The sequence below is a fragment of the Halorientalis litorea genome, assembly GCF_023028225.1.
Classification (GTDB): Archaea; Halobacteriota; Halobacteria; order Halobacteriales; family Haloarculaceae; genus Halorientalis; species Halorientalis litorea.
Genome location: NZ_CP095482.1, coordinates 705,584 through 730,756, shown reverse-complemented (window position 1 = coordinate 730,756; position 25,173 = coordinate 705,584). Strand labels below are relative to the sequence as shown.

At 65.5% G+C, this 25,173-nt stretch carries 27 protein-coding genes and 1 tRNA gene; 14 read left to right on the top strand and 14 right to left on the bottom strand.

The window, feature by feature from the left end:
• The first annotated feature begins 116 nt into the window (after positions 1–116).
• Positions 117–479, top strand: coding sequence for a DUF5830 family protein (locus MUG95_RS03955; protein WP_247009777.1), 363 nt, complete (start codon positions 117–119; stop codon positions 477–479).
• On the opposite strand, the gene MUG95_RS03950 is transcribed toward MUG95_RS03955, so the two are convergent.
• Complete coding sequence (locus tag MUG95_RS03950) at positions 476–1,516, bottom strand: DUF7115 domain-containing protein (protein ID WP_247009776.1); 1,041 nt, start codon at positions 1,514–1,516, stop codon at positions 476–478. The two genes, MUG95_RS03955 and MUG95_RS03950, sit on opposite strands and share 4 nt — an antisense overlap.
• 150 nt (positions 1,517–1,666) lie before the next feature.
• Here MUG95_RS03950 and MUG95_RS03945 point away from each other — a divergent pair.
• Together MUG95_RS03945 and MUG95_RS03940 are read left to right on the top strand one after the other, a co-directional pair.
• A tRNA-Met gene (locus tag MUG95_RS03945) sits at positions 1,667–1,806 on the top strand.
• 203 nt (positions 1,807–2,009) lie between these two features.
• Positions 2,010–2,303, top strand: coding sequence for a hypothetical protein (locus tag MUG95_RS03940; RefSeq protein WP_247009775.1), 294 nt, complete (start codon positions 2,010–2,012; stop codon positions 2,301–2,303).
• A 64-nt stretch (positions 2,304–2,367) separates the two neighbouring features.
• Here the strand turns inward: MUG95_RS03940 and MUG95_RS03935 are convergent, their stop codons facing one another.
• The gene (locus MUG95_RS03935; RefSeq protein ID WP_247009774.1) at positions 2,368–2,547 is read right to left on the bottom strand and encodes a hypothetical protein; all 180 of its coding nucleotides are present in this window, start codon (positions 2,545–2,547) and stop codon (positions 2,368–2,370) included.
• A 92-nt stretch (positions 2,548–2,639) separates the two neighbouring features.
• Between MUG95_RS03935 and MUG95_RS03930 the strand changes: the two genes are divergently transcribed.
• Both MUG95_RS03930 and MUG95_RS03925 read left to right on the top strand, forming a co-directional pair.
• The gene (locus MUG95_RS03930) at positions 2,640–3,341 is read left to right on the top strand and encodes a 5-formyltetrahydrofolate cyclo-ligase (RefSeq protein WP_247009773.1); all 702 of its coding nucleotides are present in this window, start codon (positions 2,640–2,642) and stop codon (positions 3,339–3,341) included.
• Positions 3,342–3,417: 76 nt separating this feature from the next.
• A complete protein-coding gene (locus MUG95_RS03925) occupies positions 3,418–4,701 on the top strand; it encodes a DolP-mannose mannosyltransferase (protein ID WP_247009772.1) in 1,284 nt (427 codons plus the stop codon).
• A gap of 142 nt (positions 4,702–4,843) precedes the next feature.
• On the opposite strand, the gene MUG95_RS03920 is transcribed toward MUG95_RS03925, so the two are convergent.
• A complete protein-coding gene (locus MUG95_RS03920; protein ID WP_247009771.1) occupies positions 4,844–5,257 on the bottom strand; it encodes a response regulator in 414 nt (137 codons plus the stop codon).
• Between the two features lie 114 nt (positions 5,258–5,371).
• Between MUG95_RS03920 and MUG95_RS03915 the strand changes: the two genes are divergently transcribed.
• From MUG95_RS03915 to MUG95_RS03905, 3 genes are all read left to right on the top strand, one after another.
• On the top strand, positions 5,372–6,976 hold the full coding sequence (locus MUG95_RS03915; protein WP_247009770.1) for a bacterio-opsin activator domain-containing protein: 1,605 nt from the start codon (positions 5,372–5,374) through the stop codon (positions 6,974–6,976).
• 40 nt (positions 6,977–7,016) lie between these two features.
• Positions 7,017–7,445 carry a DUF8009 family protein gene (locus MUG95_RS03910; RefSeq protein WP_247009769.1) on the top strand — a complete coding sequence of 143 codons (429 nt, stop codon included), beginning with the start codon at positions 7,017–7,019 and terminating at the stop codon, positions 7,443–7,445.
• A gap of 268 nt (positions 7,446–7,713) precedes the next feature.
• Positions 7,714–7,977 carry a DUF8028 family protein gene (locus MUG95_RS03905; RefSeq protein WP_247009768.1) on the top strand — a complete coding sequence of 88 codons (264 nt, stop codon included), beginning with the start codon at positions 7,714–7,716 and terminating at the stop codon, positions 7,975–7,977.
• 3 nt (positions 7,978–7,980) lie between these two features.
• Here the strand turns inward: MUG95_RS03905 and MUG95_RS03900 are convergent, their stop codons facing one another.
• Both MUG95_RS03900 and MUG95_RS03895 read right to left on the bottom strand, forming a co-directional pair.
• Positions 7,981–8,493 carry a CBS domain-containing protein gene (locus tag MUG95_RS03900; RefSeq protein WP_247009767.1) on the bottom strand — a complete coding sequence of 171 codons (513 nt, stop codon included), beginning with the start codon at positions 8,491–8,493 and terminating at the stop codon, positions 7,981–7,983.
• Positions 8,494–8,592: 99 nt separating this feature from the next.
• The gene (locus MUG95_RS03895) at positions 8,593–9,396 is read right to left on the bottom strand and encodes a high-potential iron-sulfur protein (protein WP_247009766.1); all 804 of its coding nucleotides are present in this window, start codon (positions 9,394–9,396) and stop codon (positions 8,593–8,595) included.
• Positions 9,397–9,511: 115 nt separating this feature from the next.
• Here MUG95_RS03895 and MUG95_RS03890 point away from each other — a divergent pair, with 115 nt between their 5' ends.
• Positions 9,512–10,162 carry a ribonuclease H family protein gene (locus tag MUG95_RS03890; RefSeq protein WP_247009765.1) on the top strand — a complete coding sequence of 217 codons (651 nt, stop codon included), beginning with the start codon at positions 9,512–9,514 and terminating at the stop codon, positions 10,160–10,162.
• A gap of 10 nt (positions 10,163–10,172) precedes the next feature.
• On the opposite strand, the gene MUG95_RS03885 is transcribed toward MUG95_RS03890, so the two are convergent.
• Positions 10,173–12,431 (bottom strand): NADP-dependent malic enzyme, encoded by a 2,259-nt coding sequence (locus MUG95_RS03885; protein WP_247009764.1) that lies wholly within the window; start codon positions 12,429–12,431, stop codon positions 10,173–10,175.
• 118 nt (positions 12,432–12,549) lie between these two features.
• Between MUG95_RS03885 and MUG95_RS03880 the strand changes: the two genes are divergently transcribed.
• On the top strand, positions 12,550–13,089 hold the full coding sequence (locus tag MUG95_RS03880; protein ID WP_256463865.1) for a COX15/CtaA family protein: 540 nt from the start codon (positions 12,550–12,552) through the stop codon (positions 13,087–13,089).
• Positions 13,090–13,092: 3 nt separating this feature from the next.
• Here the strand turns inward: MUG95_RS03880 and MUG95_RS03875 are convergent, their stop codons facing one another.
• Positions 13,093–14,586: a replication factor C large subunit gene (locus tag MUG95_RS03875; RefSeq protein WP_247009762.1), complete on the bottom strand. Its 1,494-nt coding sequence runs from the start codon at positions 14,584–14,586 to the stop codon at positions 13,093–13,095.
• 107 nt (positions 14,587–14,693) lie between these two features.
• Here MUG95_RS03875 and MUG95_RS03870 point away from each other — a divergent pair, with 107 nt between their 5' ends.
• The 3 genes from MUG95_RS03870 (at position 14,694) to MUG95_RS03860 (ending at position 16,516) form a co-directional block, all read left to right on the top strand.
• Positions 14,694–15,113: a CopG family ribbon-helix-helix protein gene (locus tag MUG95_RS03870; protein ID WP_247009761.1), complete on the top strand. Its 420-nt coding sequence runs from the start codon at positions 14,694–14,696 to the stop codon at positions 15,111–15,113.
• Between the two features lie 69 nt (positions 15,114–15,182).
• Complete coding sequence (locus tag MUG95_RS03865) at positions 15,183–15,743, top strand: DUF7978 family protein (RefSeq protein WP_247009760.1); 561 nt, start codon at positions 15,183–15,185, stop codon at positions 15,741–15,743.
• Positions 15,744–15,808: 65 nt separating this feature from the next.
• Complete coding sequence (locus MUG95_RS03860) at positions 15,809–16,516, top strand: helix-turn-helix domain-containing protein (protein WP_247009759.1); 708 nt, start codon at positions 15,809–15,811, stop codon at positions 16,514–16,516.
• Here MUG95_RS03860 and MUG95_RS03855 read toward each other — a convergent pair.
• The 7 genes from MUG95_RS03855 to MUG95_RS03825 form a co-directional block, all read right to left on the bottom strand.
• Entirely contained in the window at positions 16,508–17,707 is a 1,200-nt protein-coding gene (locus MUG95_RS03855) for a hypothetical protein (protein WP_247009758.1), read from the bottom strand. The two genes, MUG95_RS03860 and MUG95_RS03855, sit on opposite strands and share 9 nt — an antisense overlap.
• Before the next feature lie 111 nt (positions 17,708–17,818).
• Positions 17,819–19,156: a hydroxymethylglutaryl-CoA synthase gene (hmgB, locus tag MUG95_RS03850; protein ID WP_247009757.1), complete on the bottom strand. Its 1,338-nt coding sequence runs from the start codon at positions 19,154–19,156 to the stop codon at positions 17,819–17,821.
• An 89-nt stretch (positions 19,157–19,245) separates the two neighbouring features.
• On the bottom strand, positions 19,246–21,309 hold the full coding sequence (locus MUG95_RS03845; RefSeq protein WP_247009756.1) for a hypothetical protein: 2,064 nt from the start codon (positions 21,307–21,309) through the stop codon (positions 19,246–19,248).
• A gap of 62 nt (positions 21,310–21,371) precedes the next feature.
• Positions 21,372–21,791 (bottom strand): type IV pilin domain-containing protein, encoded by a 420-nt coding sequence (locus MUG95_RS03840; RefSeq protein WP_247009755.1) that lies wholly within the window; start codon positions 21,789–21,791, stop codon positions 21,372–21,374.
• 321 nt (positions 21,792–22,112) lie between these two features.
• Entirely contained in the window at positions 22,113–22,694 is a 582-nt protein-coding gene (locus MUG95_RS03835; RefSeq protein WP_247009754.1) for a DUF2150 family protein, read from the bottom strand.
• A gap of 74 nt (positions 22,695–22,768) precedes the next feature.
• Positions 22,769–23,614, bottom strand: a complete 846-nt coding sequence (locus MUG95_RS03830) for a TatD family hydrolase (protein ID WP_247009753.1) — start codon at positions 23,612–23,614, stop codon at positions 22,769–22,771.
• Between the two features lie 55 nt (positions 23,615–23,669).
• Positions 23,670–24,113 (bottom strand): NYN domain-containing protein, encoded by a 444-nt coding sequence (locus tag MUG95_RS03825; protein WP_247009752.1) that lies wholly within the window; start codon positions 24,111–24,113, stop codon positions 23,670–23,672.
• Between the two features lie 400 nt (positions 24,114–24,513).
• On the opposite strand from MUG95_RS03825, the gene MUG95_RS03820 reads away from it, so the two are divergent.
• A complete protein-coding gene (locus MUG95_RS03820; RefSeq protein ID WP_247009751.1) occupies positions 24,514–25,173 on the top strand; it encodes a helix-turn-helix domain-containing protein in 660 nt (219 codons plus the stop codon).

Below are 25,173 nucleotides of genomic sequence, written 5' to 3'. Positions count from 1 at the left end.
CACTGACTCGACAAACCTCTTGTGGTCCGCGCAACCGCCACGGCTCGACGCCCGTTCGCACACGCCGCCGGACGGCCCACGCAACGCTTAATCCGGCGGCCATCCACCCTCCCGGCGTGCGCGACATCGACCCAGTCGAGTTGGGGCTGGACTTGCTGGCGAGCCTCGAAGACGACTCGCTGAGCGTCGCCGACGCGCTGGACCGCATCGAGACGGTCACCACCGACCCGAACGTCCAGCGCGAGATTCTCGACACCGCGGTCACGCGGGGTATCGTCGACCGCGAGGACGGCACCATCCGTCCGCAGGGCCACGACTACGTGAGCTTCGAGGCCGACGTGATAACCAAGGAGGGGGAGTTCAGTTGCCGACGCTGTGGTGCCGGGCTCTCGACTGGCTACTTCATTACCTTCGACGCGGGCGAACACGGCCCCTTCGGCTCCTCGTGTATCAGAAAAGTCACGGGCCGCGAGTCCTAACCGCGTCCCTCGCGCAGTTCGCGGACGAGTTGCTCGATGATGTCGTGTTGCTCCTCTAGGAGTTCGTTCTGTCGCTGGACGGCCGTCGTCAACTCCGAGAGTCGCTCCTCGACGGCCGCGATGTCCTCGCTGGTCGGACCCGTGGTGCCGTTCTCCGTCGCGTCATCCCTTGGCTCGGAGGGTGCTGAACGCGAAGAGTGCCCGGTCGCCGTCGCGGCGTCTGTCTGTCTGACCCCATCCACTCTACTGTCGTGCGCGTCGGTGTCGGCCGTCGTGTCGGAGCGACTCGCCGGCTCCATCGGCTCGTCCATGCTGGACCCGTCGGCGTCGGTCACGAGCGGTTCGACGCCGCTCCCGAGGCCGAGGCCGTCGTCGTCCTCGGCAGGCGCGTCCGTTTCGTCGGTTCCGACGGCCGCGTTCAGCTCTTCCAAGGAGGAGACGCCGTGGTACTCGAAGGCAGTCTCCTCGATGACCTCCTGGACCTTCCGCGCTTGGTCGTTGGGCGTCTTGACGCGCTGCGGCCGCCCGTCGATTTCGAGGACGACCTCGGTCGCGACACTTCCCCGCTCGAAGGCAAGCCCCGTCAGGTCCGCGTACGGGTACACCTGATAGTCGTCGGTCCAGACTGCCGCCCCGATGTGCCTGACGACGCGGGCGTCCGTGACGACGACGGCGAGTTCACTGAACCGGAACGCGCCGGCGATGTTCTCGTCTGCCTCGATGACACCTGCCGTCCGCAGGATGCCCCGAAAGAGGAGTTCGAGAACCTGCGTATCCCGACTGCTCGGGACGCTGAACGACCGTGCGTCGTCGACGTAGTGGAGGGTGAACTTCGTCTTCCGTCGCCCCTCGCTGACCGCCAGTCGCTCGATGTCGTGCGGGAACTCTTCGACTTTCTCGTCGCTCAACAGTCCTTCCGCGCGGTAGAGTAACGTCCGAGTCGGCGTGAGACAGACGGTGTCCTCGTCGCCGAGGTTGACGCCCGCCTGTATCTCCTCGCCCCCGAGGGCGTCCCGGACGAGGTCAGGAACGTCCATGGTCGTGTGTACCAGCGGTGTGGCTTAAATCCGCGGGTGGGTCCCGAACGACCCGCGCTCCGGGACCCTGTGGCGCGAACTCCCACACGGGAGCGGGCAACCGCCGGATATGAGAAGGTATAAGATGGCGACTCGACTATCACCGGATGCGCCCGGGTGGCTTAGCTGGACATAGCGCCGCACTCATAGGGTTATCGAGACTCACGCGGCGGACTCCCGGTCCCACGAGGCCCGTCGAACCTCGAACCTGGGACATGCGGAGATCGAGGGTTCGGAGCCCTCCCCGGGCATTCTCACTACCGCCACGAGTCGGAGACGAGTGGCAACGCCGTGGGAATGCCCGGCCACTCCGAACCCGGAGGGTTCACGCGAGCATCGAGAGCGAGCGTGAAGCAGGAAAACCGGAGGTTTTCCGTGGTTCTGTCGTCCCCCGGGCATTTCATTTCGGTGACGAAACCCACAGATACTCCCTTCTTCGGCCCCAATCGGCAGTGTGCCCAGAGAATTCCCCTACCGGTGTCTGAACTGCCTCGACCACACCGTGGTCCGGGAGTTCGACGTCTCGCACCTCACGATGACGTGTCCGGTCTGTGATTCCTTCGAGCGATTCGTCAACGGCGACGTGTTCGACCAGTACGAAGTCTACGAGTCGACTCCACCGGCGGATTTGGACTGGGGAAAACTCGACCGGTCGGAGAAACTGCTGGTCAGCGAACACGTCGTCCGCCGGGGCCACAGCCCCGCGGACTTCGCCGTGGAAGACTCCAGTGCCGTGAACACGCAGTAGCTCGCGCTCCCGGGTCGGTTCGTTACAGTCCCCTCGCGGCTACCGCCCTGACCCCTTGCGGCCGTTACTGCCTGACGCTGACGGTGTAGTCCGTCGCTATCCACCCGTCGCTGTTACCGGACTCGGTGAACACGACCCGTCCCTCGGAACTGCTGTGGGTCGTCACGTCGCCGGAACAGTCCGTCTCGTAGTGTTCCCTCTCGTCGCGCCGCGCATCGTTTCGGGTGTCGTCCATCCCACTCATGCGTGTGTGAACACGTATCGTATGGCATATGCCTATCCGTTCTGCGACGTTTCTGTGGTCCTTTAATACGCGCCCACCCTGCGAGGGCACGTATGGACAAGCAGACGCGCCGCGAACGTGTCTGGGACGAACTGGAGGAGAGCGGGGTTGCGCGGTTCCCGTACCCACCACACGGACGAATCCCGAACTTCGCGGGCGCGGACGAGGCGGCCGAGCGGTTGACCACGACGGACGCGTGGCAGGCGGCGGACACGCTGAAGGCCAACCCCGACGCGCCGCAACTGCCGGTCCGCCGCGCCGCGTTGCGGGCGGGTAAGACGGTGTACATGGCCGTCCCGCGGTTGCGCGACGAACGGTGTTTCCTGCGACTGCATCCGGCCGACATCGAGGACATCGACCACGCGACGACGGTCGGCGGGTCCGCCGAGGCGGGACAACCAGTCGACCCCGAGGAAATGCCGCCGGTCGACCTGATTGTCTCGGGGAGCGTCGCCGTCAGCGAGGCCGGTTCCCGCGTCGGCAAGGGCGAGGGGTACAGCGACCTCGAATTCGCCGTCCTCCGCGAGTTCGGACTCGTCGGCGAGGACACGCCCGTCGCCACGACGGTCCACGAGCGACAGGTCCGCACCGACGCCATCGACACGGACCCCCACGACGTTCCGCTCGATGTCGTCGTCACCCCGGAGCGAACCATCGACGTGCCGCCGTCGACCAAACCGTGCGGCCTCGACTGGCCCGCCCTCTCCGAGGAGCGAATCGCCGACATTCCGATACTGCAGCGACTCCGTGACTGAGTGGTAACTGTTGTCTTGGCCGACGGAGGACGACTGGCCGTGAATAATGAAATTATTTTAATGAAAGTGTGTGCGTATGTACGTCGTAGTGTCAACACTTCGTTCACGCGACGTGCTTAGTCACGTGGCAATGGCAGTGCGTGGGCTTTCGAGCTACTGGTGGCTCTTCCCCGTCATCGCCGTCACAGCGCGGACCGTTCACCAACTGCAAGTGGTCAGCTACAGCTCACTTGCAGTCTCCGAAGACTCCGCGCTGTTCTACCATAGCGGGCTCGCATGGGTCGAACTCGGTCGTACCCCGTATCTCTACACGTGGGATATCAAAGGCCCACTCACACACGAGATAGCCGCCCTTCTCGCCCTCGCCGGAGACGGTGTTCCCGTCGCCATCAACCAGTATGGAGTGTGGCTGAATGGGTTGTGTTTCGTTATCGCCACCGTCATCGGCGTCGTGGCGGTATTTCGACTTACAGACTCGAAGCCGGCTGCGTTCGTTTCCGGGTCCGGGTTGTTACTCTTTCCGTATATATGGACGATTATGGGGACGGGGTACCGACCGAAGTTTCCGTTCCTTGCTGCACTGGCTCTCTGTTTCGCCGCGCTCGTCGAACGGCGACTCGCGTTTGCAGCCGTCGCTGCTGCCGCGATGGCTGCACTCTGGCAGGTTGGCGCGCTCGTGGTCCTGTTGGTATTTGGAATCATCGTTACCGAGACAGCCCGCGGGAGACTCTCTCCGCGTGTACAGTACAACGCGCTCGCTGGGGTCGGCATTGTATTCGCGGTTACGGTCGCCCCATTCGTCGCAGCAGGCGCGCTCGGACAGCTGATAGTCCAAACCGTCATCGCTCCCGTCGCGTCCGGTACTGGCGGCGGCGGTCTCGAGTTTGCGTTCCGCGTCTTAGACCCGACACTCGCGGCGGTCGCGGTCCTCGGTGTCGCGGCATTCGCCGTCGAGCGGCGGCCTCCTGAAGGATGGTTGCCCGCACTCCTGCTTGCTGTCTTCGCGCTCGTAGCACTCGCACTAGGGCAGCTGGGCACGTCCGACCTCCTCCCGCTTACACTGTTGTCGTGTGTCGGGGCCGGTGTGGGTGTCGCCGCGGCGAACCGCCCAGACCAGCCACTCCATCACAACCCTGCCGTGTGGATTGTCACCATCGTCGTCGTCTCCGCGTGGTACGCGCCAGCGGTCGAACAAACGGTGCCAGTCCTAGGTTCGGTCGGCAGCAATCTTCAGCACGGCACCATCGCGACACAGTGTCACGTGCGGATGTCGACGCCCGAGATGGAAATGATACGGCTCACTGGCCACAGCCCGACGGCGAACGTGTGCTGGTCACCGTCGTGGTGGCCCTCTCTGTAGCAGCGCGTTTGAGCGACCGTTTGTCACGGTGATGGCTTGGAATAGTTGATTCAAAGTAGTGGGACGAAGTGAGCAGTACGGTCACCGCTCTGCTGTCGGGCACGGCTGACTGAAGAGAGTGCCAGACTGCTCTGACGCCGAGTCAGGTCGCTTCGGTACCCGTGACCGTCGAGACGCGGTCGACGAGTTCGTCGAAGCCGCCGTTGAGGCCCCCTTTCTGGAGGTAGTTGACCTCCTCGTCGGCTCGGGTGCCATCGAACAGTTCCCGCTCCCGCGTGGTAAAGAGGATGAACGGGATATCCGACTGCACCTCGTGGACGGCGTCTTTGAACTGGAGTCCGTCCATCTCCGGCATCTCGAAGTCACTGACGACGCAATCGAACTCGTCGCCGTCGGCTTCGAGCCGGTCGAGTGCTGCCCGCGCACTCGTCTCCGTGACTACGTCGAACCGGTCGCTCCGGTGTTCGAAGTAGGAACTCGCGACGGCGACCACACCCGGCTCGTCGTCGACGACCAGTACTCGTACCCCCTCGGTGTCCCCACACCCAACCGACATGGTTACACGCCGATGTTAGAGCGAAGAAACTTAAAATACACTCCTAGTTTTCTCCTGTTGAAAAGACCGGTTCGCCGCCGAGATTTATGAACGTCCGGCCCCGAGTGTATGGGAATGGAAGCGACCGCATCGATAACGCGTGCCGCACTCGATACGCTGTCGAGTCAGGTCGCTGTCCTCGACGAGGAGGGCACGATCCGTTTCACGAACAACTCGTGGGGTGCCAGCGACGGAGCGGGGACGTCGCCGGAGGCGGCGCAGGTCAACTACTTCGATGCAGTCGACCCGACGGCGGACGAGTACGCCGCCGACGCGGTGACCGGCATCCGCTCCGTCATCGACGGCGACCGCGACTCGTTCACGCTCGAATACCCGTGCCACACCGACGAGCGCAAGCAGTGGTTCCTGATGCGGGCGACGCCGTTCACGCTCGGCACGACACGGTATGTGACGGTGACACACATCGACATCACCGACCGGCGACTGGCGGAACTCGACGCACAGGACCACGCCGAACGGGCCGAACAGGAGCGCGGACGCCTCGAACACCTCATCGAGCGCATCAACGGGCTCGTACAGGACATCACGAAACTCCTCGTCGAGGCCCAGTCCCGCGGCGAAATCGAGACGGGCGTGTGTGAGCGACTCGCCGACGCGGAGCCGTACGTGTACGCGTGGGTCGCCGACGCCGATGTCGCGGCGGACTCCCTCACCCTGCAGGCGGACGCAGGGGTGACCGATGTCGATATCGATGCCGTGACCTATCCACTCGCCGACGACACCGGGGACCCGACGGTGCGAGCGTACACCGAGGGCGAAGTCGTCACTGTCCAATCTATTGACCCGGACACGCGACTCGGGCGGGTGTATGGCGACGCGGGTGTCGAGGCGGTCATGGCCGTCCCGATTGCCAGCCACGACACCGCCTACGGCGTCCTCACCGTCTGTGCCGACCAACCGGACGCCTTCGACGAGCGCGAGCAGGCCGTTCTCGAAGCGTTGGGGCGGGCCACGGCGAACACTCTCGACGCGTTGGAGAGCAAACAGACGCTGACGGCGGACCGTGTCGTCGAGATGGAGTTCACCGTCGACGACGAGACGTGCTTCCCGGCACGGCTCTCGGCGGCGGCCGACTGCACGCTCACATACTCGGGGTCGGTCTACGACGAGGACGGCCACATCAAACTGTTCTACCGGGTTCGCGAAACCGACGCCGAGGCGGCCCTCGCCGCCGTCGCGGCCGACGATGTCGTCGCCGACGTCACGCTCCTCGCCGAGTACGACGACGAGACGCTTCTCGGGGTGACTTGTCGCTCGTCGCTCGTGGCCGCACTCGCGGACCGGGGTGCGGTCACGAAAGAGGTGACGGCGAGTGAGGGCATCGCTCGGTTCACCGTCGAACTATCACAGGACGGCGACGCACGCTCGCTGTTCGAGTTCGTCGAGGACGGCCACGACGGAACCGAACTCGTGAGCTATCACGAACACGACCGCCCGGTACAGACCCGACAGGAGTTTCGGGACAGTCTCGAAGACCGGTTGACCGACCGTCAACTGACGGCCCTGCGGACCGCCTACTACAGCGGCTTCTTCGACTGGCCGCGGGACGTCAACGGCGACGAACTCGCCGAGACGATGGACATCTCGCGGTCCACCTTCCACCAGCACCTCCGGACCGCCGAGCGAAAGGTGTTCGACGCGTTCTTCGACAGAGCCTGAGGACAGTACCGTCAAGAGGCACCGGACCCACAGGTCGCACATGTCGTCGGACGACCCGACCGTCATTCGCGCTATCGCCGTCAGCGCAGAGGACGTGGCATCGGCACTGGCGGCGACCCACCGTAGCGGGAACGACGCCGTGTTGCGGGTTACGCCGCCGTTCAGCGGGCGAATGCGCGCCCGTCTCCACGTCGAGGGTGCCGCCGACTACGAGGACCCACCGCGACCGATTCACGTCCCGGCGGACGCGCTCGTGACCGATGCCGCGCCCGCGTATCCGACTCCCGCCGACACGGAGGACGAACTCAGAGCGGACCCCGAGGAGACGTACTCCCGGGAGCGTCACCACGAGTACCACGCCGAGGCGGTTGCCGCGTGGCGCGACTCGGTCGGCAACCACGTCGTCGACACCGTGGCACTCCCCACGCCCGCTGGCCAGCACGAAGTGACCGTCTCGCTGCTGGGCTGAGGTCCGCCCCTTCCCCACGTCCTTGACATTCGTTAACAACCACCTTCCGGCGAGTGCCGAGAGCGTCCCGCTCGGGCCAGCCGCCGCCGCTCCTACGGACTGTCTGCCGTATTTCTTACCGGACGAGGCGTGTCTATAAAACGTCTCGCGACTGCTTGCTCCGTGATGAAAGGTCTGTACGGCGGCCGGAGAGGATAAAATGAGCCGAAACGCTTCGAAGTCTCGACCAATTATAAGACCGTTCCCGTAGATGGACAGGACAAGTCACATGTCCCCATCGAGTCCCTCCAGTAACGAACGGGAGCTCTCGTTCCCGAACCGCGACGCCCTCCCGTCGCTGGGCCAGTACGGCAGCGGACTGAAATCGGGCGTCGAGGGTATCGCCTTCTGGGCCGCCGTCATCCTCCCGTTCCTCCACCTGCCCTTGCTCGCCACCGGCCTCGACAGCACGTCGGTCACCGTCGCGTTCGTCGCGTTGCTCGTCGTGAACGTCGTCGCCGTCGTCCTCGGCCGGCCACACCGCGCCGACTGACTCTCACCCGGCCAGCCGTTCGTCCCCGAGTGCTTGGAGCAGGTCCTGCCGTGCGATGATGCCGACGACGCGCCCGTCGTCGTCGACGACTGGAACCCGGTTGATGTCCCGGTCACCGTCGGCCAGAACGTCAAGGACGGCGTCGATGTCCTCGTCCGGGCCAACCGTCACCACGTCCTCGGTCATCACATCGCTGACGGGGTGGCCCGCGTTGCGCAGGAGGTCGAGGCCCACGTCGAGTTCGTCCCACGAGAGGTCGATACCGTATGTCAGACTCTCCAAGAACGGCGGGAATCCGACGGGAATCCACAGCGTTCGGTCGGAGGGTTGAAACAGGTCCACGAGGTCACCCTGCGTGACGATGCCGACGAGGCGTTCGTCGCCGTCGTCGTCCGTCTCGACCACCGGGTAGCCGTTGAACTCCGCACGGGCCAACCCGGTGAGGACGCTCGCAACGTCGTCGTCGGGTCCGACCGTCTCCACGTCGGCGGTCATGATGTCGCTGGCAGTTCGCATACGTCGGTGGAGAACCGGCCCGGCCCTATGCTTTGGGACTCGACAGTGTCGTTGTCACGTCTCGACCGGGGCCGGAGAACTCGACGCCAACCGACGGACTCAGACGGCCTCACTGACCGGTTCCCAGATGGCACACCAGTCTTCGACTGGGATGTATCCCTCGACTTTGGCACAGGCACCCCACGTGTCACCGTTTTTGTCGGGGATGAACTCCGCACAGTTTCCACAGGACTGCCCCGGTTGAGCGGGGCCGTCCGCGATGGCTTCGACGGACTCGGTCAACTGTACGTCGTCTTGGCTCTGGAGGGCGTCGGGGTCCCGCTCCTCTCCGGCCTGTGAACTCGCGGTCCGGTACTCCTCGGGGACCTCGGCCGTCGGTAACTCGTCTTCGGACATCCCCGCGGGGACCTCCGGTTCGGGCAGTCCTTCGTAGATGACACACCAGTCCGCGCCGTCGATGTACCCTTCGACCTCCGCGCACGCACCGAACTCGTCCCCGTTCTTGTCCGCGATGTAGTCGGCACAGTTCGCACAGCACCGTCCCGGTTGGTGTGCGTCGTTCTCCCGTGCCTCGTCGTACTCGGTGAAACTGACAGCCGCCTTCGCGTTCAGTGCGTCGGGGTTGCGTTGTTCGCCGCCGAGCGAGGTTGCCGACACGTACGCGTCGGGCACTGGCCCGCCTTCGAACTCCGATTCGGAGACGCCCGGTGGCCGTTCCTCTTCCCAGTCTTCTTCGTCCTCTCCCGCTTCGGCGTCGGTGGGCTCCGGCGTCTGGTCTTCGTCGTCCGTATCGCCGGTACACCCGCTCAGTGCCGCGAGACCGACCGTCGCCACGAGGTAGTTCCGCCGACTCCACATGTCGTGATTCGACACTCGCTCTCGCCGCGAAGGTCTCTGTGACATCCGACTGAACTTCTAAACCAATAACATAAAACAGTTGAGTATAATTGTCGGGGAATGGGAACGGCCCCGGCTGAGCGGACAGTACGTTTAAATTCCCGCCCGCCAAAGTGGATGTATGGCCGCTTACGGCCGGCCGTCCCTTCGGGACTTGTTCGACGAGTCGCCGACGCCACACATTGCACACCCCCCTCGCACCCACCATCGGGACTTCTACGTCGCAACTGACGGCTCATTCAGACCGACAGGGAGTGCGACCGCCACAGACGGCGCGTCGGCGGGTGGACTGGGCGTCGTCATCGAAACCTGCGACGGCGAGCGTGTCGCCAGACTGTCCGTCCCGGACAGCGCGCCCGACAACAACGTCGCGGAGTATCGCGCGCTCCACCTCGGCCTCGACGTCTTGGCCGCTCGCGCGCCCCCCGACGCCCGCGTCGGCGTCCTCATCGACCACGACGACCTCGCGGGCAACGTCAATCAGGCCGTCCTCGCCGCCCGCGAACCGGACTGGGAGACACACGACCCGGTTTCGGTCCCGAACGAGACGGGCCACCACTGGCGGGGCATCCGCGCCCGCATCTCCGGGTTCGACCGCCTCCGGGCCGCCCGCATCCCGAGCGACGTGAACCCCGCTCACCCGCTCGCCAACGCCCCCGACCAGTACGCACACGTCAACGGCGAGAGCGACCGGTGTGTCCGGCCGACGGGGTCGAACAGCGAGACACAGGTACCGCCACCGTCGCGCTCCGACCGCGGCGCGAGCGACTGAGGCGGTCGCCTCAGTAGTCGTTCTGCTGTGCGTCGACCACGGCCACCGAGGCCAAGTTCACGATGTCTTTGACCTCGTCGCCGCGCTGGAGGACGTGGACGGGCTTGTCCATCCCGACGAGCATCGGGCCGATGGCCTCCGCACCGCCCAGTCGCTGGAGGAGTTTGTAGCCGATGTTCCCCGATTCGAGGTTCGGGAACACGAGCACGTTCGCCGGTTCGTCGAGGTCCGAGAACTCGTAGGTCCCTTCGAGGATGTCCTCGACGACGGCGGTGTCGGCCTGCATCTCGCCGTCGACGGGGAAGTCCGCTTCGTGGTCGTTCCGGACGAGTTCGGCGGCGCGCCGGGGCTTGCGCGTCCCCTCGTTGTCGACCGACCCGAAGTTCGAGTACGACAGCATCGCCGCGCGCGGTTCCACGTTGAACCGGCGGGCGAGGTCGGCGGTGTGTTTGGTCACTTCGGCCAACACGTCCGCGTCCGGGTCTTGGTTGACCGTCGTGTCCGCACAGAAGACCACGCGGTTCTTGAAGGTCAACATGTAGACGCCCGCGGCGTAGTCGGCGTCCTCGGCCGTCCCGACGATTTGGAGCGGCGGTTTGAGTGCCGACGGGTAGTTGTGCATCAGGCCGGTCAGCATCGCGTCGGCGTCACCCATCTCGACCATCACGCTGCCGAGGTAGTTGCCGTCTTGGACGAGTTCGTTGGCCTCCCGGCGGGTGATGCCCTTGCGCTGGCGGAGGTCGTACAGGCGTTCTGCGTACGGGTCGAGGTTCCCCTCGCCGGGGTCGACGATTTCGGGCTCGAAGTTCAACGCCAGTGTCTCCATGATAGCCCAGATGCGCTCGCGGTCGCCGATGAGAATCGGCTGAGCGATGCCCTGGTCGGCCAACTGGTAGGCCGCCCGAATCATCTTCTCGTCGTCGCCCTCCGCGAGGACGACCCGTTTCGGCTCGTTTTTGGCCTTGTTCAGGACGACCCGCATCATCTCGCGAGACTTCCCGAGGCGGGCCTCCAGTTCCTCGACGTACTCGTCGAGGTCCAACTCCAGCCGTGCCGCGCCGCTGTCCATGGCGGCCTGTGCGACGGCGGGTGCCACCTCGAAGAGGACGCGCGGGTCAAGCGGTTTGGGGATGATGTACTCGGGGCCGAACTGGAGCGGTTGGTCGCCGTAGGCCTTCACCACGGCGTCGGGCACGTCCTGCCGTGCGAGTTCGGCCAACGCCTCGGCGGCGGCGACTTTCATGTCCTCGTTGATTTCGGTCGCACGGGCGTCCAGCGCGCCGCGGAAGATGAACGGGAAGCCCAACACGTTGTTCACTTGGTTGGGGTAGTCCGACCGCCCCGTCGCCATGATGACCGTGTCGTCGCGGGCCTGCTTTGCGTCCTCGTAGGCGATTTCCGGGTCCGGGTTGGCCATCGCGAAGATGATGGGGTCCGGCCCCATCGACTGGACCATCTCCTCGCTCACGATGCCACCGACCGAAAGGCCGACGAACACGTCCGCGCCGTCCATGGCGTCCGCGAGGTCACCCTCCGGCACGTCGCGGGCGAACTCTCGTTTGAACTCGTTCACGTCGCCCGACTCGGCGCGGGCCTCGGTGATGATGCCCGAGGAGTCACACATGGTGATGTTCTCCCGGTCGACGCCCAGCGAGACGTAGAACCGCGCCGACGCGATGGCACTCGCGCCGGCACCGGAGAAGACGATTTCGAGGTCAGCGAGGTCCTTGTCGGCGATGTCCGCGGCGTTCAGCAGGGCCGCCCCGGAGATGATGGCGGTGCCGTGCTGGTCGTCGTGGAACACGGGGATGTCCATCTGCTTGCGGAGTTTCTCCTCCACCTCGAAGCACTCGGGAGCCTTGATGTCCTCGAGGTTGATGCCGCCGAAGGTGGGTTCCATGGAAGAGATGGAGCGAATCATCTCTTCGGTGTCCGCGTCCTCCAGCTCGATGTCGAACACGTCGATGTCGGCGAACCGCTTGAAGAGGACGCCCTTCCCCTCCATGACCGGCTTGGAGGCCTGTGCCCCGATGTCACCGAGGCCGAGGACGGCCGTCCCGTCCGAGACGACGCCCACGAGGTTCCCCTTCGCGGTGTAGGAGTAGGCGTCGTTCGGGTTGTCGCGGATGCTTCGACAGGGGGCGGCGACCCCCGGCGAGTACGCGAGGCTCAAGTCACGCTGTGTGTTGGTCGGTTTCGTCGTCGAAATCTCGATTTTTCCCGGGGGGTCCTGCCGGTGATAGTCGAGTGAATCCTCGTCCAGTCCCATGCTGATACTGGCACCGTCCCACGGTAAAAAGGTAACCGAAAGCGACATTCGACAAGTGTCGATATCGCACGGGAGACGCCCCGGCGTCGGCAGTGCAGTTCTCACGCCACGGGAACGAATGGCGGGGCATAAGTGCGCTCGCTCCCGAGAGTCGGATATGCGTTTCAGCTTCCGCCACCTCGCCGCCACGACGACGGGGCTGACGTTCAGCCTCATCCTGCTCGGTGTCTACACGGGTGCCATCGGTGCGGGACTGGCCTGTGAGGCCCGCTGGCCGCTGTGTGACGGCTGGATGGGACTGTTCCCGGCGACGTGGCCGAGTTTCGTCGAGTGGTTCCACCGCTTGGTCGCCATGGTGACCGGCTTCTTCATCCTCGGCACGACGTACGCCGCGTGGCGACACACTGACTCGACCCGCATCCGCCGGGCGTCGACGCTCGCGCTCGCCGTCCTCCCGGTGCAGGTGCTCCTCGGTGCGAATACCATCTTCAACTTCGGCGCGACGGCACAGGTCCTCCACCACGCCGCCGCGCTGACGATTCTGACCTCGCTGGTCGCCGCCACCGCGTGGGCGTTCGGGAACGCCGACACCGCGGCCGCCGAGACGGACGCCGATACGACGGCAGAATCGGGGTCGACCGGCTCCGTCCGAATTTGAGGGTTACGCGAAGTCGCCGAGACCGGACTGCTGGTCGTCCGGTTCCTCCCGCTCTGCCTCGTCCTCGGAGGCGTCTACTTCCGCTTCACCGCCGTCGCCGCCAGCGTCCGTGAGCGTGACCTGCCCGCTCTCGCCGTCGTCGTCCGCGTCGTCCGCACTACTGTCGTCCTCTGTCGCCGTCTCGCTCCGGGCCGCTCCGTCGAAGGCTCCGCCCGAGTGTTCGACGGCCATCTCCTCGCGCAACTCCTGTGCGTCCGCGACGATGGACTGGACCTTGTTCGTGTCCTTCCCCGACCCCGTGACGAACGCCACGTGGTCGGCCTCTAAGTCGTAGCGGGCCGCCATCGCCACGGTCAACTCGCGGTTCTTGCAGTGGTGGGTCATGACCGCGAGGAAGGGCATGATGTCCCGTCGTGCCGTCCCCATGCTGACGCCGTTCTCTTCGGCTATCTGCCGGGCGACGTAGTCCCGCTTGTTCCGGGTCCCCCGCGAGCGGCCGAGTTTCGACCAGTAACTCGGCGGCCCGTAGCGGGTCCAGCCACCCTTCTGTTCGCGGCGGGCGGCGGCGACGCCAGCGGTCATGTTGTCGCCCGCGTACCGCCAGTAGGAGTAGTTCTGTGTCGCCCGGACCCGGCCAAGCCAGCGGTCGGCGTTGGCGAGGAAGTCGTAGGCCCGCGCCAACTCCGTGCCGTGGTAGTCTTTTGGCACGTTGTCCGCTATCCAGTTGATGAGGTCGTCGGGCGTCTCGTCCACGTCGTAGGAGGCTTTCAGTGCCTCCTCGGCGTCTGCCTCCTTGATGACCGTGTCGAGGTAGTCGAACACGCCGCTGGTCCGGTCGCGTTCGCCCGACACGTAGTCCTCCGCGGTTATCTCCTCGCGGCCCTGTGCGGTCGCCTGCAGGTCCTTGATTGCCCCGCGCAGGTCGCCGCTGTTCGCCTCGGCGATGTCGGATAGCACCGCGTCGGTGAACCCGACGCCCTCCTGCCGACAGATGTCTCGGAGGACGGGGACGATAGAGCGTTTGCCGATGTCGCGGAACTCTATCTCCCGGCAGGCGTTGCGCAGGCCATTGGACATCTCGTAAAAGTCGTTGGCGATGAGGACCATCGGCTGGCCCGCCGACTTTACGATGTCCGTGACCGCCCGCGACCCGCCCCGGTCCACGTTGCCGTGGAAGTTGTCCGCCTCGTCGACGATGACCAACTGCCGACTGCTCTCGCCGAGCGTCGCGTTTGCCGAGGCCCGGCCGGCGACCCGCTGAATGTCGTCTTTCGTCCGGGAGTCGCTGGCGTTGAGTTCGATGCGGTCCCATCCCATGTCGTTCGCCAGCGCGTGGGCGGCGGAGGTTTTGCCCACGCCGGGACTGCCGTGGAGGATGGCCGCCTCCCGGTGGTCGTCCCACGTCTCGGCCCACTCCTTCAGTTCGTCGCGGGCCGTGTCGTTGCCCCGGACCTCCGCCAGCGTCGACGGGCGGTAGGTCTCGGTCCAATCTGCCATTATCGGAGGGAGGCACGGACCGTGTTTAGTGGTTGCGGAGCGGCCGGTGGGACCCGCCGGCGCGGCCGATAATAAGAGTTAATAACTGAACGCGAGTGAGTTAATACATGACAGTCGTCAGCGTGTCGATGCCGGACGAGTTGGTCGAGCGAATCGACGAGTTCGCCGAAACGCACGGCTACACGGGCCGAAGCGAGGTGTTCCGGGAGGCATCGCGGAACCTCCTCAACGAGTTCGAGGACAAGCGACTGGAAGACCGCGACCTGATGGCCGTCGTCACGGTCATGTTCGACTACGAGACGACGAGCGTCGAGGAGAAGATGATGCACCTGCGCCACGACCACGAGGGTCTCGTCGCCGCGAACTTCCACAGCCACGTCGGCGACCACTACTGCATGGAACTGTTCGTGTTGGAGGGGCGACTCGACGCGATTTCCGCGTTCGTCGGGAAGGTCAGGGCGACGAAGGACACGCTCTCCGTGGATTACTCGGTGCTCCCGGTGGACGACATCGGGATGGTCTCCTGACGGCGCGGGTTTGCTTCGCCGTCCATCGACCCGAAAGCATTTTCTGCACCCGTGTGTTCGCCGGGACGCATGAGTACTGACAGCCTCCGTGACCGCGTTCCGCTCGCGTCCGGTGCCGTCGCCGGTGCCGTGGCGTACGTCCTCGGGTACGTCTTCACCTACGCGTTGACCAGCGGCGACTTGCGGGAGTCGCCGCTCAATCGGTTCGCCGAACTCGTCGGCGGCGAGGACATTACGCTGCAACTCGTCGGGTGGCTGTTCTACAACGGGCACTTCGTCCCGACGCTCGTCGACGCGCCAGTCTTCGGCGGGTCGACGAACTTCATCGCCGAGACGGAGGCGTTCTCACCGCTCCTCTACGCGATTCCGCCGCTTCTCCTCGTGGGCGCGGGGCTGGCCGTCGCACGCCGCTACCTCGACGCGCGGGGCGTGACTGACGCCGCGTTCGCGGGCGCGTCGGTGGCTGTCGGCTACCTGCCACTGTCCCTCCTCGGCATCGTCGTCTTCGAGGTCAGTCTCGGGTCTTCCAGTGGCGGCCCGGACCCGATACTGGCGGCAGTCCTCGCCGGTGTCGTCTATCCCGTCGTCTTCGGAACCATCGGTGCCGTCGTCGCCCAGCAGACGAACTGACGCCGCGAACTGCAGGTTTCGACGGTTGCGGTACGTTTTTATCACCGCTGAGAGTGGAAGGCCGCATGGCCCGTGGGCCACGCCGCGAACTCGCCGAGCGCATCGCCGGCGAGATAACTCTCAGCGACGACCCCGGTGCGACCCTCCGGAAGTGGCGCACGGACTTCGACGTGTCACAGACGGAACTCGCCGACCACCTCGACGTGTCTCCCTCCGTGGTCTCTGACTACGAGAGCGGACGCCGACAGAGTCCGGGCATCGGCTTCGTCGACCGGGTGGTGCAGGCCCTCCTCGACATCGACGAACGCCGCGGCGGCGGGCGCATCCGCCAGCACGCGCGGGTCCTCTCGGCCGGGTTCGAGAGCGACATCGTCCACGACTTGCGGGAGTATCCGGCGACCATCCCGCTCTCGCGGTACTACGATGCCATCGACGCGACCGAAATCGTCGCCGGCGGACAGGACACCGTGGCCGGGCACACCGTCATCGACAGCATCGAAGCCATCACGCGCCTCTCCAGCGAGGAGTTCTACCGCCTGTACGGTCAATCGACCAACCGCGCGCTGGTGTTCACCAGCGTCACGCGCGGCGAGTCACCCCTCGTGGCGATGCGCGTCGTCACGCCGACGCCCAACGCCGTCGTCCTCCACGGTATCTCCGAGGACGACCTCTGGGAACACGCGCCCGACTTGGCCCGCATCGACGGCTTCTCGCTCGCCGTCACGACGCTCGACCTCCCGGACCTGCTGGACGGCCTCGGGGAGCTACCGTGAGCAGAGTTCGTTCTGGAAGTACCCCGACCCGACGAACCCGTTCTGGTTCAGTTGGGACCTCGTCGTCTCGCTCATCTGTGTGTCGTCGCCCGACACCGTGGGGGCGAGCCATCCCTGCTGGACGTGGCCGCTCTGTGTGTGTTGGCCGACGACGTTGTGCAGGAGTTCGTGAGTGATGATGATGACCCGCGGTTCGAGTTCCGTCTCGTGTTCGCGACGCTCGTCCTCCACGACGGCGGCGTAGCCCGGCGTCGTCGCGATGCCGCTCACGTCGGCACGCCCGATGTCACCGAACACGACCTGCTGGTAGCGACACAGCCGCTGTCCCATGTACCGCCGGTTGTAGTACTGGTGAATCTCGCCGTAGTCGTCGCCGCTGATGGCCACCTGCTCTCCCACCGGGCCACCCCGTGACCCCGAATCAACGATGTGGAGGTCGATACCCTGTGACCCGTCGGGATTGTCGATGGACATGTTCCCCCAGATTGTCTGCAGTTGCCGTTTCTCCCTGTCGGTCAGTGGTATCGTCCCGCCGCCGTAGTTGAACTGCACGTACAGGTCCATCCGCTCTGGGTCCGCGTCGGGGAGCGGGACGCCTTGGGGCGTCTCCCCGGTCTCTTCCCACGAGTCTTTCAGCCTGTCCCCGTCGGTGTCGGGTGACGGCCGTTCGTAGGCCACCGCGTCAGAACTCGGACCGGACGGGGATGGCCCCGCCATCACGTCCCGCTGACTGAACGAGATGGGGTCTAAGTCGTTCGCCTGCTCGACGAGGTCGTCGGCCTGACTGACGGAACTGTTCTCGTCGAGGTCACCGACGGCGGCCGGGAGTCCCCAAATAGACCCGAACACGACGAACAGGAGCAGCATGATACCGGTCGCCATCTTCCCGATGGGCGTATCCGGCGTCACGAAGTCGTAGAACCGCTTCGTCCGTGGTCCCGCGTACTGCACGAGCGGGTAACACGCCCGGGCCAACGCGATGACGAAGAGGATGGTCGTAACGGTCAGCACCGCGAAAATCAACAGCAGAAATGCCGGTTGTGGCAGCATCTCGTTCGCCCACCTGATGCCTGCCACGAGTCCCGACGTGACCGGTGCAAACGCCGCGCCGACTTCCGCCGGGAGGACGGCGTACGCCACCGCAATCGCGCCGACGAGCGCGACAACCCCCTGTTCGACAATCCGACTCATACCCCGCTTTCACCCCCACCGGATTTGAATCCCTCGAGAGGCATATTTTAAATTACGTGTTGTTTCGAGGAGGGAAACGCATGTCGGTCGTCCCGCACAGCAAACACGTGGTTACTCGACGTAGCGATACTTCCGCTCGCCCATCCGGCCCCAGCCGTCGAAGACGAACTCACCCTCGGGCGTCGTGAGCGGGTCCGCCTCCGTCTCCTTGTCGTGGTTGTGGATGTCGTGGACGCGCTCGTACTCCTCGAAGCTGAGTTCGTACCGGTCGGCCATCTGCTCCTCGATGTCCAACTGTGCTATCTCCGCTTCCCAGCCGGGTTGGACGGTTTCGGCGTGGACCTCCGCTTGGGCACCGCTCCCGTAGGAGGCGACGCCGAGACGCTTGCCCGTCAGGTCCAGCCCCGCCTCCAGCGCGTGTTTGAGGCCGCTCACGCGGGCGACGTGGACACTCCCGGTGTACCAGTTGCCAACCTCTCGGCTGATGTCGAGCGTCGGGTCGACGGCCCGGTCGTACCACTCGGTGTACTGCTCGGTTTCGACTAGCTGGTCGGTGTACTCGCCCATCGCGTCGAGGTACGCTTCCTCGGTGTCGAACGCTTCCGGTCGGGGCTGGCGGCCGATGTCCTCGGCGAGCGTCTCCTCGATTTCGGTGTCGCGAATCATGTGCCGGTAGGCCAGCGCGGCGGCTTTCCGAACCATCCCGGGGAACGGCGTGTGGAACGGGAGCAACTCGAAGTCGTCGGGGTGGATGGTCCCGGCGACGCTCTCGAAGTCCTCCACCGCCTCGCGCATGCGTGCGAGGTACACTTGGACTGACCGCTTGCCGTCTACCGAGGGGAACTGCTGGTTGGGCTTGAGGAAGTCCGTCTCGTCGGCACTCCCGTAGCCCTGTTCGGTCGAGAGTTCGACCAAGTCGGGGTCCTCGCTGATGAGCATCGCCACCGCGCCCGCACCCTGCGTGGCCTCGCCCGGGTCACCGCGCGCGTACAGCGCGGTGTCGGTACAGACGACCAGTGCCGACCGCCCGCGGTTCCGCCCCGCACGAATCCAATTGTAGGCGTCGTCCAGACTCTGCGTGCCCGCGATGCAGGCGAACTTGCGTTCGCCCTTGTTGGCGTGGTGGAAGTCGCCGTCGAACACCTGCTCCAGACACCCGGCGATGTACGTCGAGACGGGTTTGGAGTTGTCGAACGCGCTCTCGGTGGCGACGTCGATGCGGCCGATGTCGGCCGGTTCGAGCCCCTTCCGCTCCATCAGTTGGTGGGCGGCGTTGGCACCCATCGTCACGATGTCCTCGAACTCGTCGGGGAACGAACTCGCGTGCAGTCCCAACCCCTTCGTGTACTTGCCGGGCTCCTCGCCCTTCGCTGGCGCGAACGTCTCGGCGAGGTCCAGTTTCAGCTTCCCGGTGCGTATCTCGACGGCGTCGATACCGACCCCTGTCATACCAGCAACTCACCTAGCCTCCTATAATATATTGTCGACTATACTATCGATGATTGTCGAAATAAACGCTTCCGGCCACTGACCACGGGTCAAGTCGACTGCTCGGCGGTGTCGCTCGCGCCCTGCGTGTCTGTGACGGTCACGACCACGTAGTAGGGGGAGCTTCCCGCGTCTGGCTGGTTCGCGCTGTCCGTATCGCTGACCGTCACCGTCTGGGAACCGCCAGTGTACGACGTCGAGCTAGCCGAGTCCAGCTGGTCCGTCTTGCTACTACTGTCGTACAGCTCGACGGTGTAGCTGTCTAGATTCCCGTCGGGGTCACTGCCGGTGAAATCCACCTGAACGTCTGCTGTCCGGGGACCAGTGGAGGTCTCCGTCACCGAGTCGATGGTCACCGACGGCGCGGTGTTGCCACCACCACCCGACGCGGTGGGCGTCACCGTGTAGGTCTTCTCCCCGGTGAGGCCGTTTTCGAGTCGGTAACTCAGGGTGATTTCGACGGTTTCGCCGTCCATGTTGACGTTCGTCGCGCCGTCGTAGAACTCGTACAGGTAGACGGTCAGCGACGACCCGGCGGAGACGACCGGATTCCCGTTGTTCAGGAAGCCGTCGTCGTCGACGTCGATGGTCGTGGGCAAATCGTATCCACCGTTGATGTCCACGTATCCGTCCTGTACGTCACTCCTGACGAAGAGTTCGTTCCGCCCCGGCGCGGGCGGCGTGTTCGTCCCTACCGTGTCGTCGAGTCCGTCGATGCTTGGGTTCTGCGGCACGACTCTGATGTCCGTCACGGTGACGTCCTGCCCGAATTCGTTGGTGAACGAGGCGTTGACGCCGCCGGGAACGGTTCCGAAGTCCTGCCCGTCGTAGGCTACCGCGCCACCGTCGTAGGTGAGGTCGCCGCCCACCCCGCCACCACCGCCCCCGAGTCCACTGTCGTCGGCGTTCCTGACGGCCAACTCGACGGTCGCGTTCTCCGGGGCGCGCCGGTCGAAGCCGGGTGTATCGAGTGCCGACTGCGGCGCGTCGAAACTCACGTTGAGCGTCTCCGTCCGCTGGGCGACGCCCGAGATGTCCACGTCAGTTGCGTTGTACGTCACGCTGAGTCGGCCCTCCCCGTCGGTCTCCTGTCGTGTCGGCGACACCGACGCACCCGGGAGCGAGACGCTCGCGTTCACCTCGACGCCGTCGACCGGGTTGTTGTAGCGGTCACGGACCTCGAAGACGACCCGCTGGGTGCCGCCCTCGGGGACCGTCGACTCGTTGCCGGCGACTGGGACGATGTAGCCCGTCTCGGCCGCCCGGAGGTTCGTCCCGAAGCCGACCTTCAGCATCCGGAGGTCGTACTCGACGCCCGATTCGAGGTCGACCGACAACAGGTCGACGTCACTGCCCAGCGACCGGTTCCGGATACGGGTCACGTGTCCTCCTTGGTCGACGAACTCGCCGTCGAGCAACGTCCGCCACTGGTCTCTCGGGAGCCGTGTCGGGAACGAGACGGTGACGTTGCTAGTGTCGTTGCCGACGGCGACAGTCGTCTCGGAGAAACTCACCGGTCGCACGTCGACGCCGACACTCGCGGACCGACCCCGACTCAGCGACCCGTTGAACGTCACCAGCGTGAGGTCCTCGTCGTCGACGAGTCGCTGGCCGGACAGTGGCACTGTCGCCCCCGGCCCCTGATTGTACAGCACGGTGTTCTCGTAGTAGGTTTCGACCCCGCGGTACTCGTTGTACTCGGGTTGGTACACGAACGCGCCCGTGGGGTAGCGGTGGCTCGTGCCGTTCCAGAAATCGCGCACCTCGCCGCTCGCCGTCGCGTTCCGGACGGTCAGGTTCCGTGACGCGTTGCCGGTGTCCACCGTCCGCAACGACCCCGACGGCGGGGATGGGTTCAACAGGAGTGCCCGGCTCGGGTACTGTGTCCCGAGTCTGACCGACACCGAGTCACCCCCGCTCCGTGGCGACACGATGGCGTTCCGGAGGTCGAGCAGGTCTCCTTGGACCTGTTGGCTGTGGTCGAACTCGACCTGTCGGTTCTGCTGCGGGACGACGACCGCTTGGTAGGTGGCGTAGGCGGTGATGAGCGCGGCGAACAGAAGCACCGCTCCGACTTGGATTGCCTGCCCGCGCGTGTCGGAACGGAACGTCACTACCGTGCCTATCAGCCCACCGAGTAAAACTCATGCGGCTGTTCGGACCGGCGATATCTGGCTCAGAAGTCCGGGTCGCGCAACGACACCGCCTCGTCGAGCAACACCGTGTTCGACGGCGTGTGGACGACGGCGACGTTCGCGCTGTCGCCGTCGAGTCCGTGGGCACGGACGATGCGGTCACCGAGGCCGAACTGCCCGTCACCGTTCCTGTCGGTCAGGTTGATTCTATCGACGGTGACGCGCCGGGACTCCGACGACGAGCGGAGGACGATAGCGAGGTCACCGACGGCGAGGTCGTCGCCGCCCCGGTGTTCGACGGTCAGGTTCGTCTCGTTCGCGCTCACGTCGAGGTCAGCGAGCGGTCCCTCGTCGCCGCCGATGTCCGAGAGTGCGACGGCACTCACCAGTCCGACGAGGGTGACGACGACGGCGACGAGCAACACGACGCCGACTGTCTCGGACTGTGCGCGCGTGGCCATCGCTCACTGGAGGTGAGCGGTCCACAGCAATAGGTGTGGCGGGCTCTCGGATTACAGAGTTTCGAGGCGAAAGCCCACGACTTCAGTCGTGGGATGAAGCCGACAGCCGGCGAAACGCTGATCGTGTCGGCGTTCGTTGGTTGTGATGCCGAGTCCGAGGTAAGGATACGCACCCTTCGCGGGGGTAGATGAAGCCCGCTATCTCGGCCGGGGGCCGTACTGGCACGGCCCACAACCCCACCGCGTACGAGTGGGGAACCTCCCGCCGTGGACTGCCCGGCCTGTGGCCGGGAACCCCACGGCTTTAGCCATGGGAGGATGTCAGGCGTCGTCCTCTTCGACGACTTCGGGGTCGCTCATGGCCGTCTGGAGGCTGTCGAGGCCGTTGACCCACTCCGCGACGAGTCCGAACTCCAACTCCTCGGCCACGTCCATCGGGAGGTCCTCGCCGTCGATGATGAGCGTCCCGGCCTGTGCGCAGTAGCCCAGTGCCGCGTCCGGGTCCTCCTCGCTCTCCGCGTCGGCGGCCGCGTGGATGTAGTCGGCGACGGTGCCCTCCTCGGCGACGCCACCGGCGACGTACTCCTCGGCGGCGTAGAACACCGGAACGAGCGACGTCTGGACGCCGTCCACCAGCATCACCTTCTCCTCGTCGGGGATGTCGACCTCCGCGAGGACGATTTCGCGCACGTCGGCGAGTTCTTCCAGCGTCTCCTCCTCGTCGATGTGGCCCTCGTCGTAGGCCGTGAGTATCTTCGCCACCGCGATGGCGGTGTCGTCCTGGAGGTTCAACAGAAGTCGCGCCGAGTCCTCGTCCTCGGGGTCGATGTCCTCCTCGTCGATTCTGTCGATCCAGTTCTGCCAACGGTCCGGCGTGTAGAACTCTCCCGGCGGTTCACTCATACCTCGCCCTATACACAGCCGGACCTATAAACGCCGCGAGGCAGAGATTGCCACGTCCGCCGCTCCCGAGCCGGTCAATTCGACAGCGTTGCCCGGGTGTCGATGCCGTAGACGCGTGCTGGCGTCTCGACGTGTGCGTTCTCGACGGCCGCCTCGTACCCCGAATCGAGCAGCCAGCGGACCCGGCGCGGCACAGTCTTGGGACCGAGGACCGCCCCGGGTCGGTCTGGGTCGTCGATGAAGTCCGTCTCCATGAGGAACGGGTCGCCCGCCTCGGCGGCGACTTCGAGTTCGTCCTCGTCGCTCAGGACGCTCGGCGTCGGCCCCGCCACGCGCCCCCCGGCGTAGTGTTTGACAACGCGCTCGCGGGCGAGGCCGCTGTTCTCGGCCCACTCGGCGACGTCGGTGAAGTCCTCGCCGCCCTCGGTGTGGAGTTGCACGGCACAGCCCGTCTCGGCACCGAGCTCGAAGGCGTGTCGCATCGTCTCGTTCGACGCCGCCCACACGTCCTCGGTCACCTCGTAGTGGGGTCGCCCGGATTTGAGCGCGAGAGCCGGCCCCTCGGCGACGTACTCGGCGGCGACGTCCAACCCGCCGCGCATCAACTCCCCCGCTTCCTCGGCGGTGAACCCACGGTCGAGCAGTTGCGAGATGAGCGTCGGGTGGACGCCCAGCACCGGCCACGCCCGGCCGTCGAGGACCTCCGTGGCGTCCGCCACGGCGTCGATAGTCATCTCGAACACCGCCCGGAAGTCCGCGGGCGTCTCCACCTCGACGCCGAGGTGCCACGAGGGTTTGTTGAGGACGAGCAAGTGCGTCCCGCCCATCGCCGCGAACTCCTCGACAGCCGCCGTGTTCCGGCCGTTCACCGGGTCCAGATGCATGTGGTTGTCCAGTACCGGCGTGTCGAGTTCGTCCATGTCTCGTGGCACACGCGGCGCGTCCAAAAGCGGTTCGTCTCCGCGGGCAAACCCCTCACTCTAGCGTCACGGCGTCGTGGGCGGCGGTTCGGAGCGCGTCCGACCGGCCGTACTCGCCGGGCGCGATGGCGAACGTCCGGACACCCCGCCGCGCGGCGGCTTCCACGACGGGCTTGAAGTCGGTGTCCCGGGAGGCGACGGCGAGTACGTCGATATCGCCGTCGGCGACGGCCGCCGTCGCGTCCACGGCGAGTTTCACGTCTACGTCGCCGCTGGTCGTCACCACCTCGAACCCGTTGGCCTCGGCGGCCTGTATCAGTCCGGACGAGGCGTGTTCGTCGAGGTAGAGGCGAGTGACCGCGAGACGCCCCTCTCCAGCGGCCGCCTCGCGGACGTCCGCGAGGTCGACATCGAACTCGGAGCGCAGGACGTTCGGTCCGTCCACGAACAGACCGACCCGGGTCGTCTCCCCGCCGAGCAGTCGACGCACGAATCCCATGCCGGCAGTTGGCGACGGGTGGGTAAAGAGGTGCGCGGTTCGCTCGAGGAGGTCGGTCGCCCTGACGCCACCACTCGGTCGGAGCCGGCCGCTCGGCAACTTAAAAACCTTCGAATACCAAGGGTTGTTTGTTTTGCGTTCGCGGCTATGGAGGTTGGTGTGACCGACATCGAGTCAGCTGGTCGTGACGAGAGTGCCGGAGACGCTGCGTTCGCCTCCCAACCGCCCGCCGGACGGACGCTTCGAGCAGGGCACCCGACTCCGCTCCTATGCCGATGAGACTCCGGGAACCGGCTCCGTGGTGGCGAGCGACCCGACCGACACTGAGGCGGATGTTTACGTGTGGTAACACACGACAGCCGTGTCGAGCGGTACGGCCGTGCTCCCCGACTGCGATGGTATGACTGTCGTCGCACGTATCGCGCTCGCGCCGTCGTCGTTCGCGCTCGGTCGGGCGTTCGAGACGATTCCCGACGTGACGGTCACGGCCAAGTGCGTCGTTCCTATCTCGTCGGCGACGATGCCCTACTTCTGGGTGGAGACGACGGACGGGGCGGGAGTCGCCGAACGTCTCTGTGAGGTCGAACGGGTCGAGGACGTGAGCGTCCTCGACGAGACGGAATCACAGTCGCTCCTGAAGGTCACGTGGGCCGAGGAACCCGACGACGTTCTCCCGGTCATGTCCGACACCGACGCGGTGGCCCTCGACGTGGCCCGCGAGACGGACACGTGGGTGTTCAGACTCCAGTTCCCGGCGTCCGACTCCCTGTCGACGTTCAACCACCGGTGCCGCGAGCGCGGTGTCGAGGTGTCCCTCGAGCGGGTGTATCAGTCCACCGGTGCCGGTGAGCCACGGGACGGACTGACGCCGGCACAGCGTGAACTGCTGGCCACGGCACTGGAGGTGGGGTACTTCGAGGTGCCACGGCAGACGACGCTCAGGGAACTCGGGGACGGCCTCGGCATCTCCGACTCCGCGGCCTCACAGCGATTGCGGCGTGGACTCTCGACGTTTCTCGCGGACAACCTCCGAACTGGCGAGAACGAACCGACGGAGTGA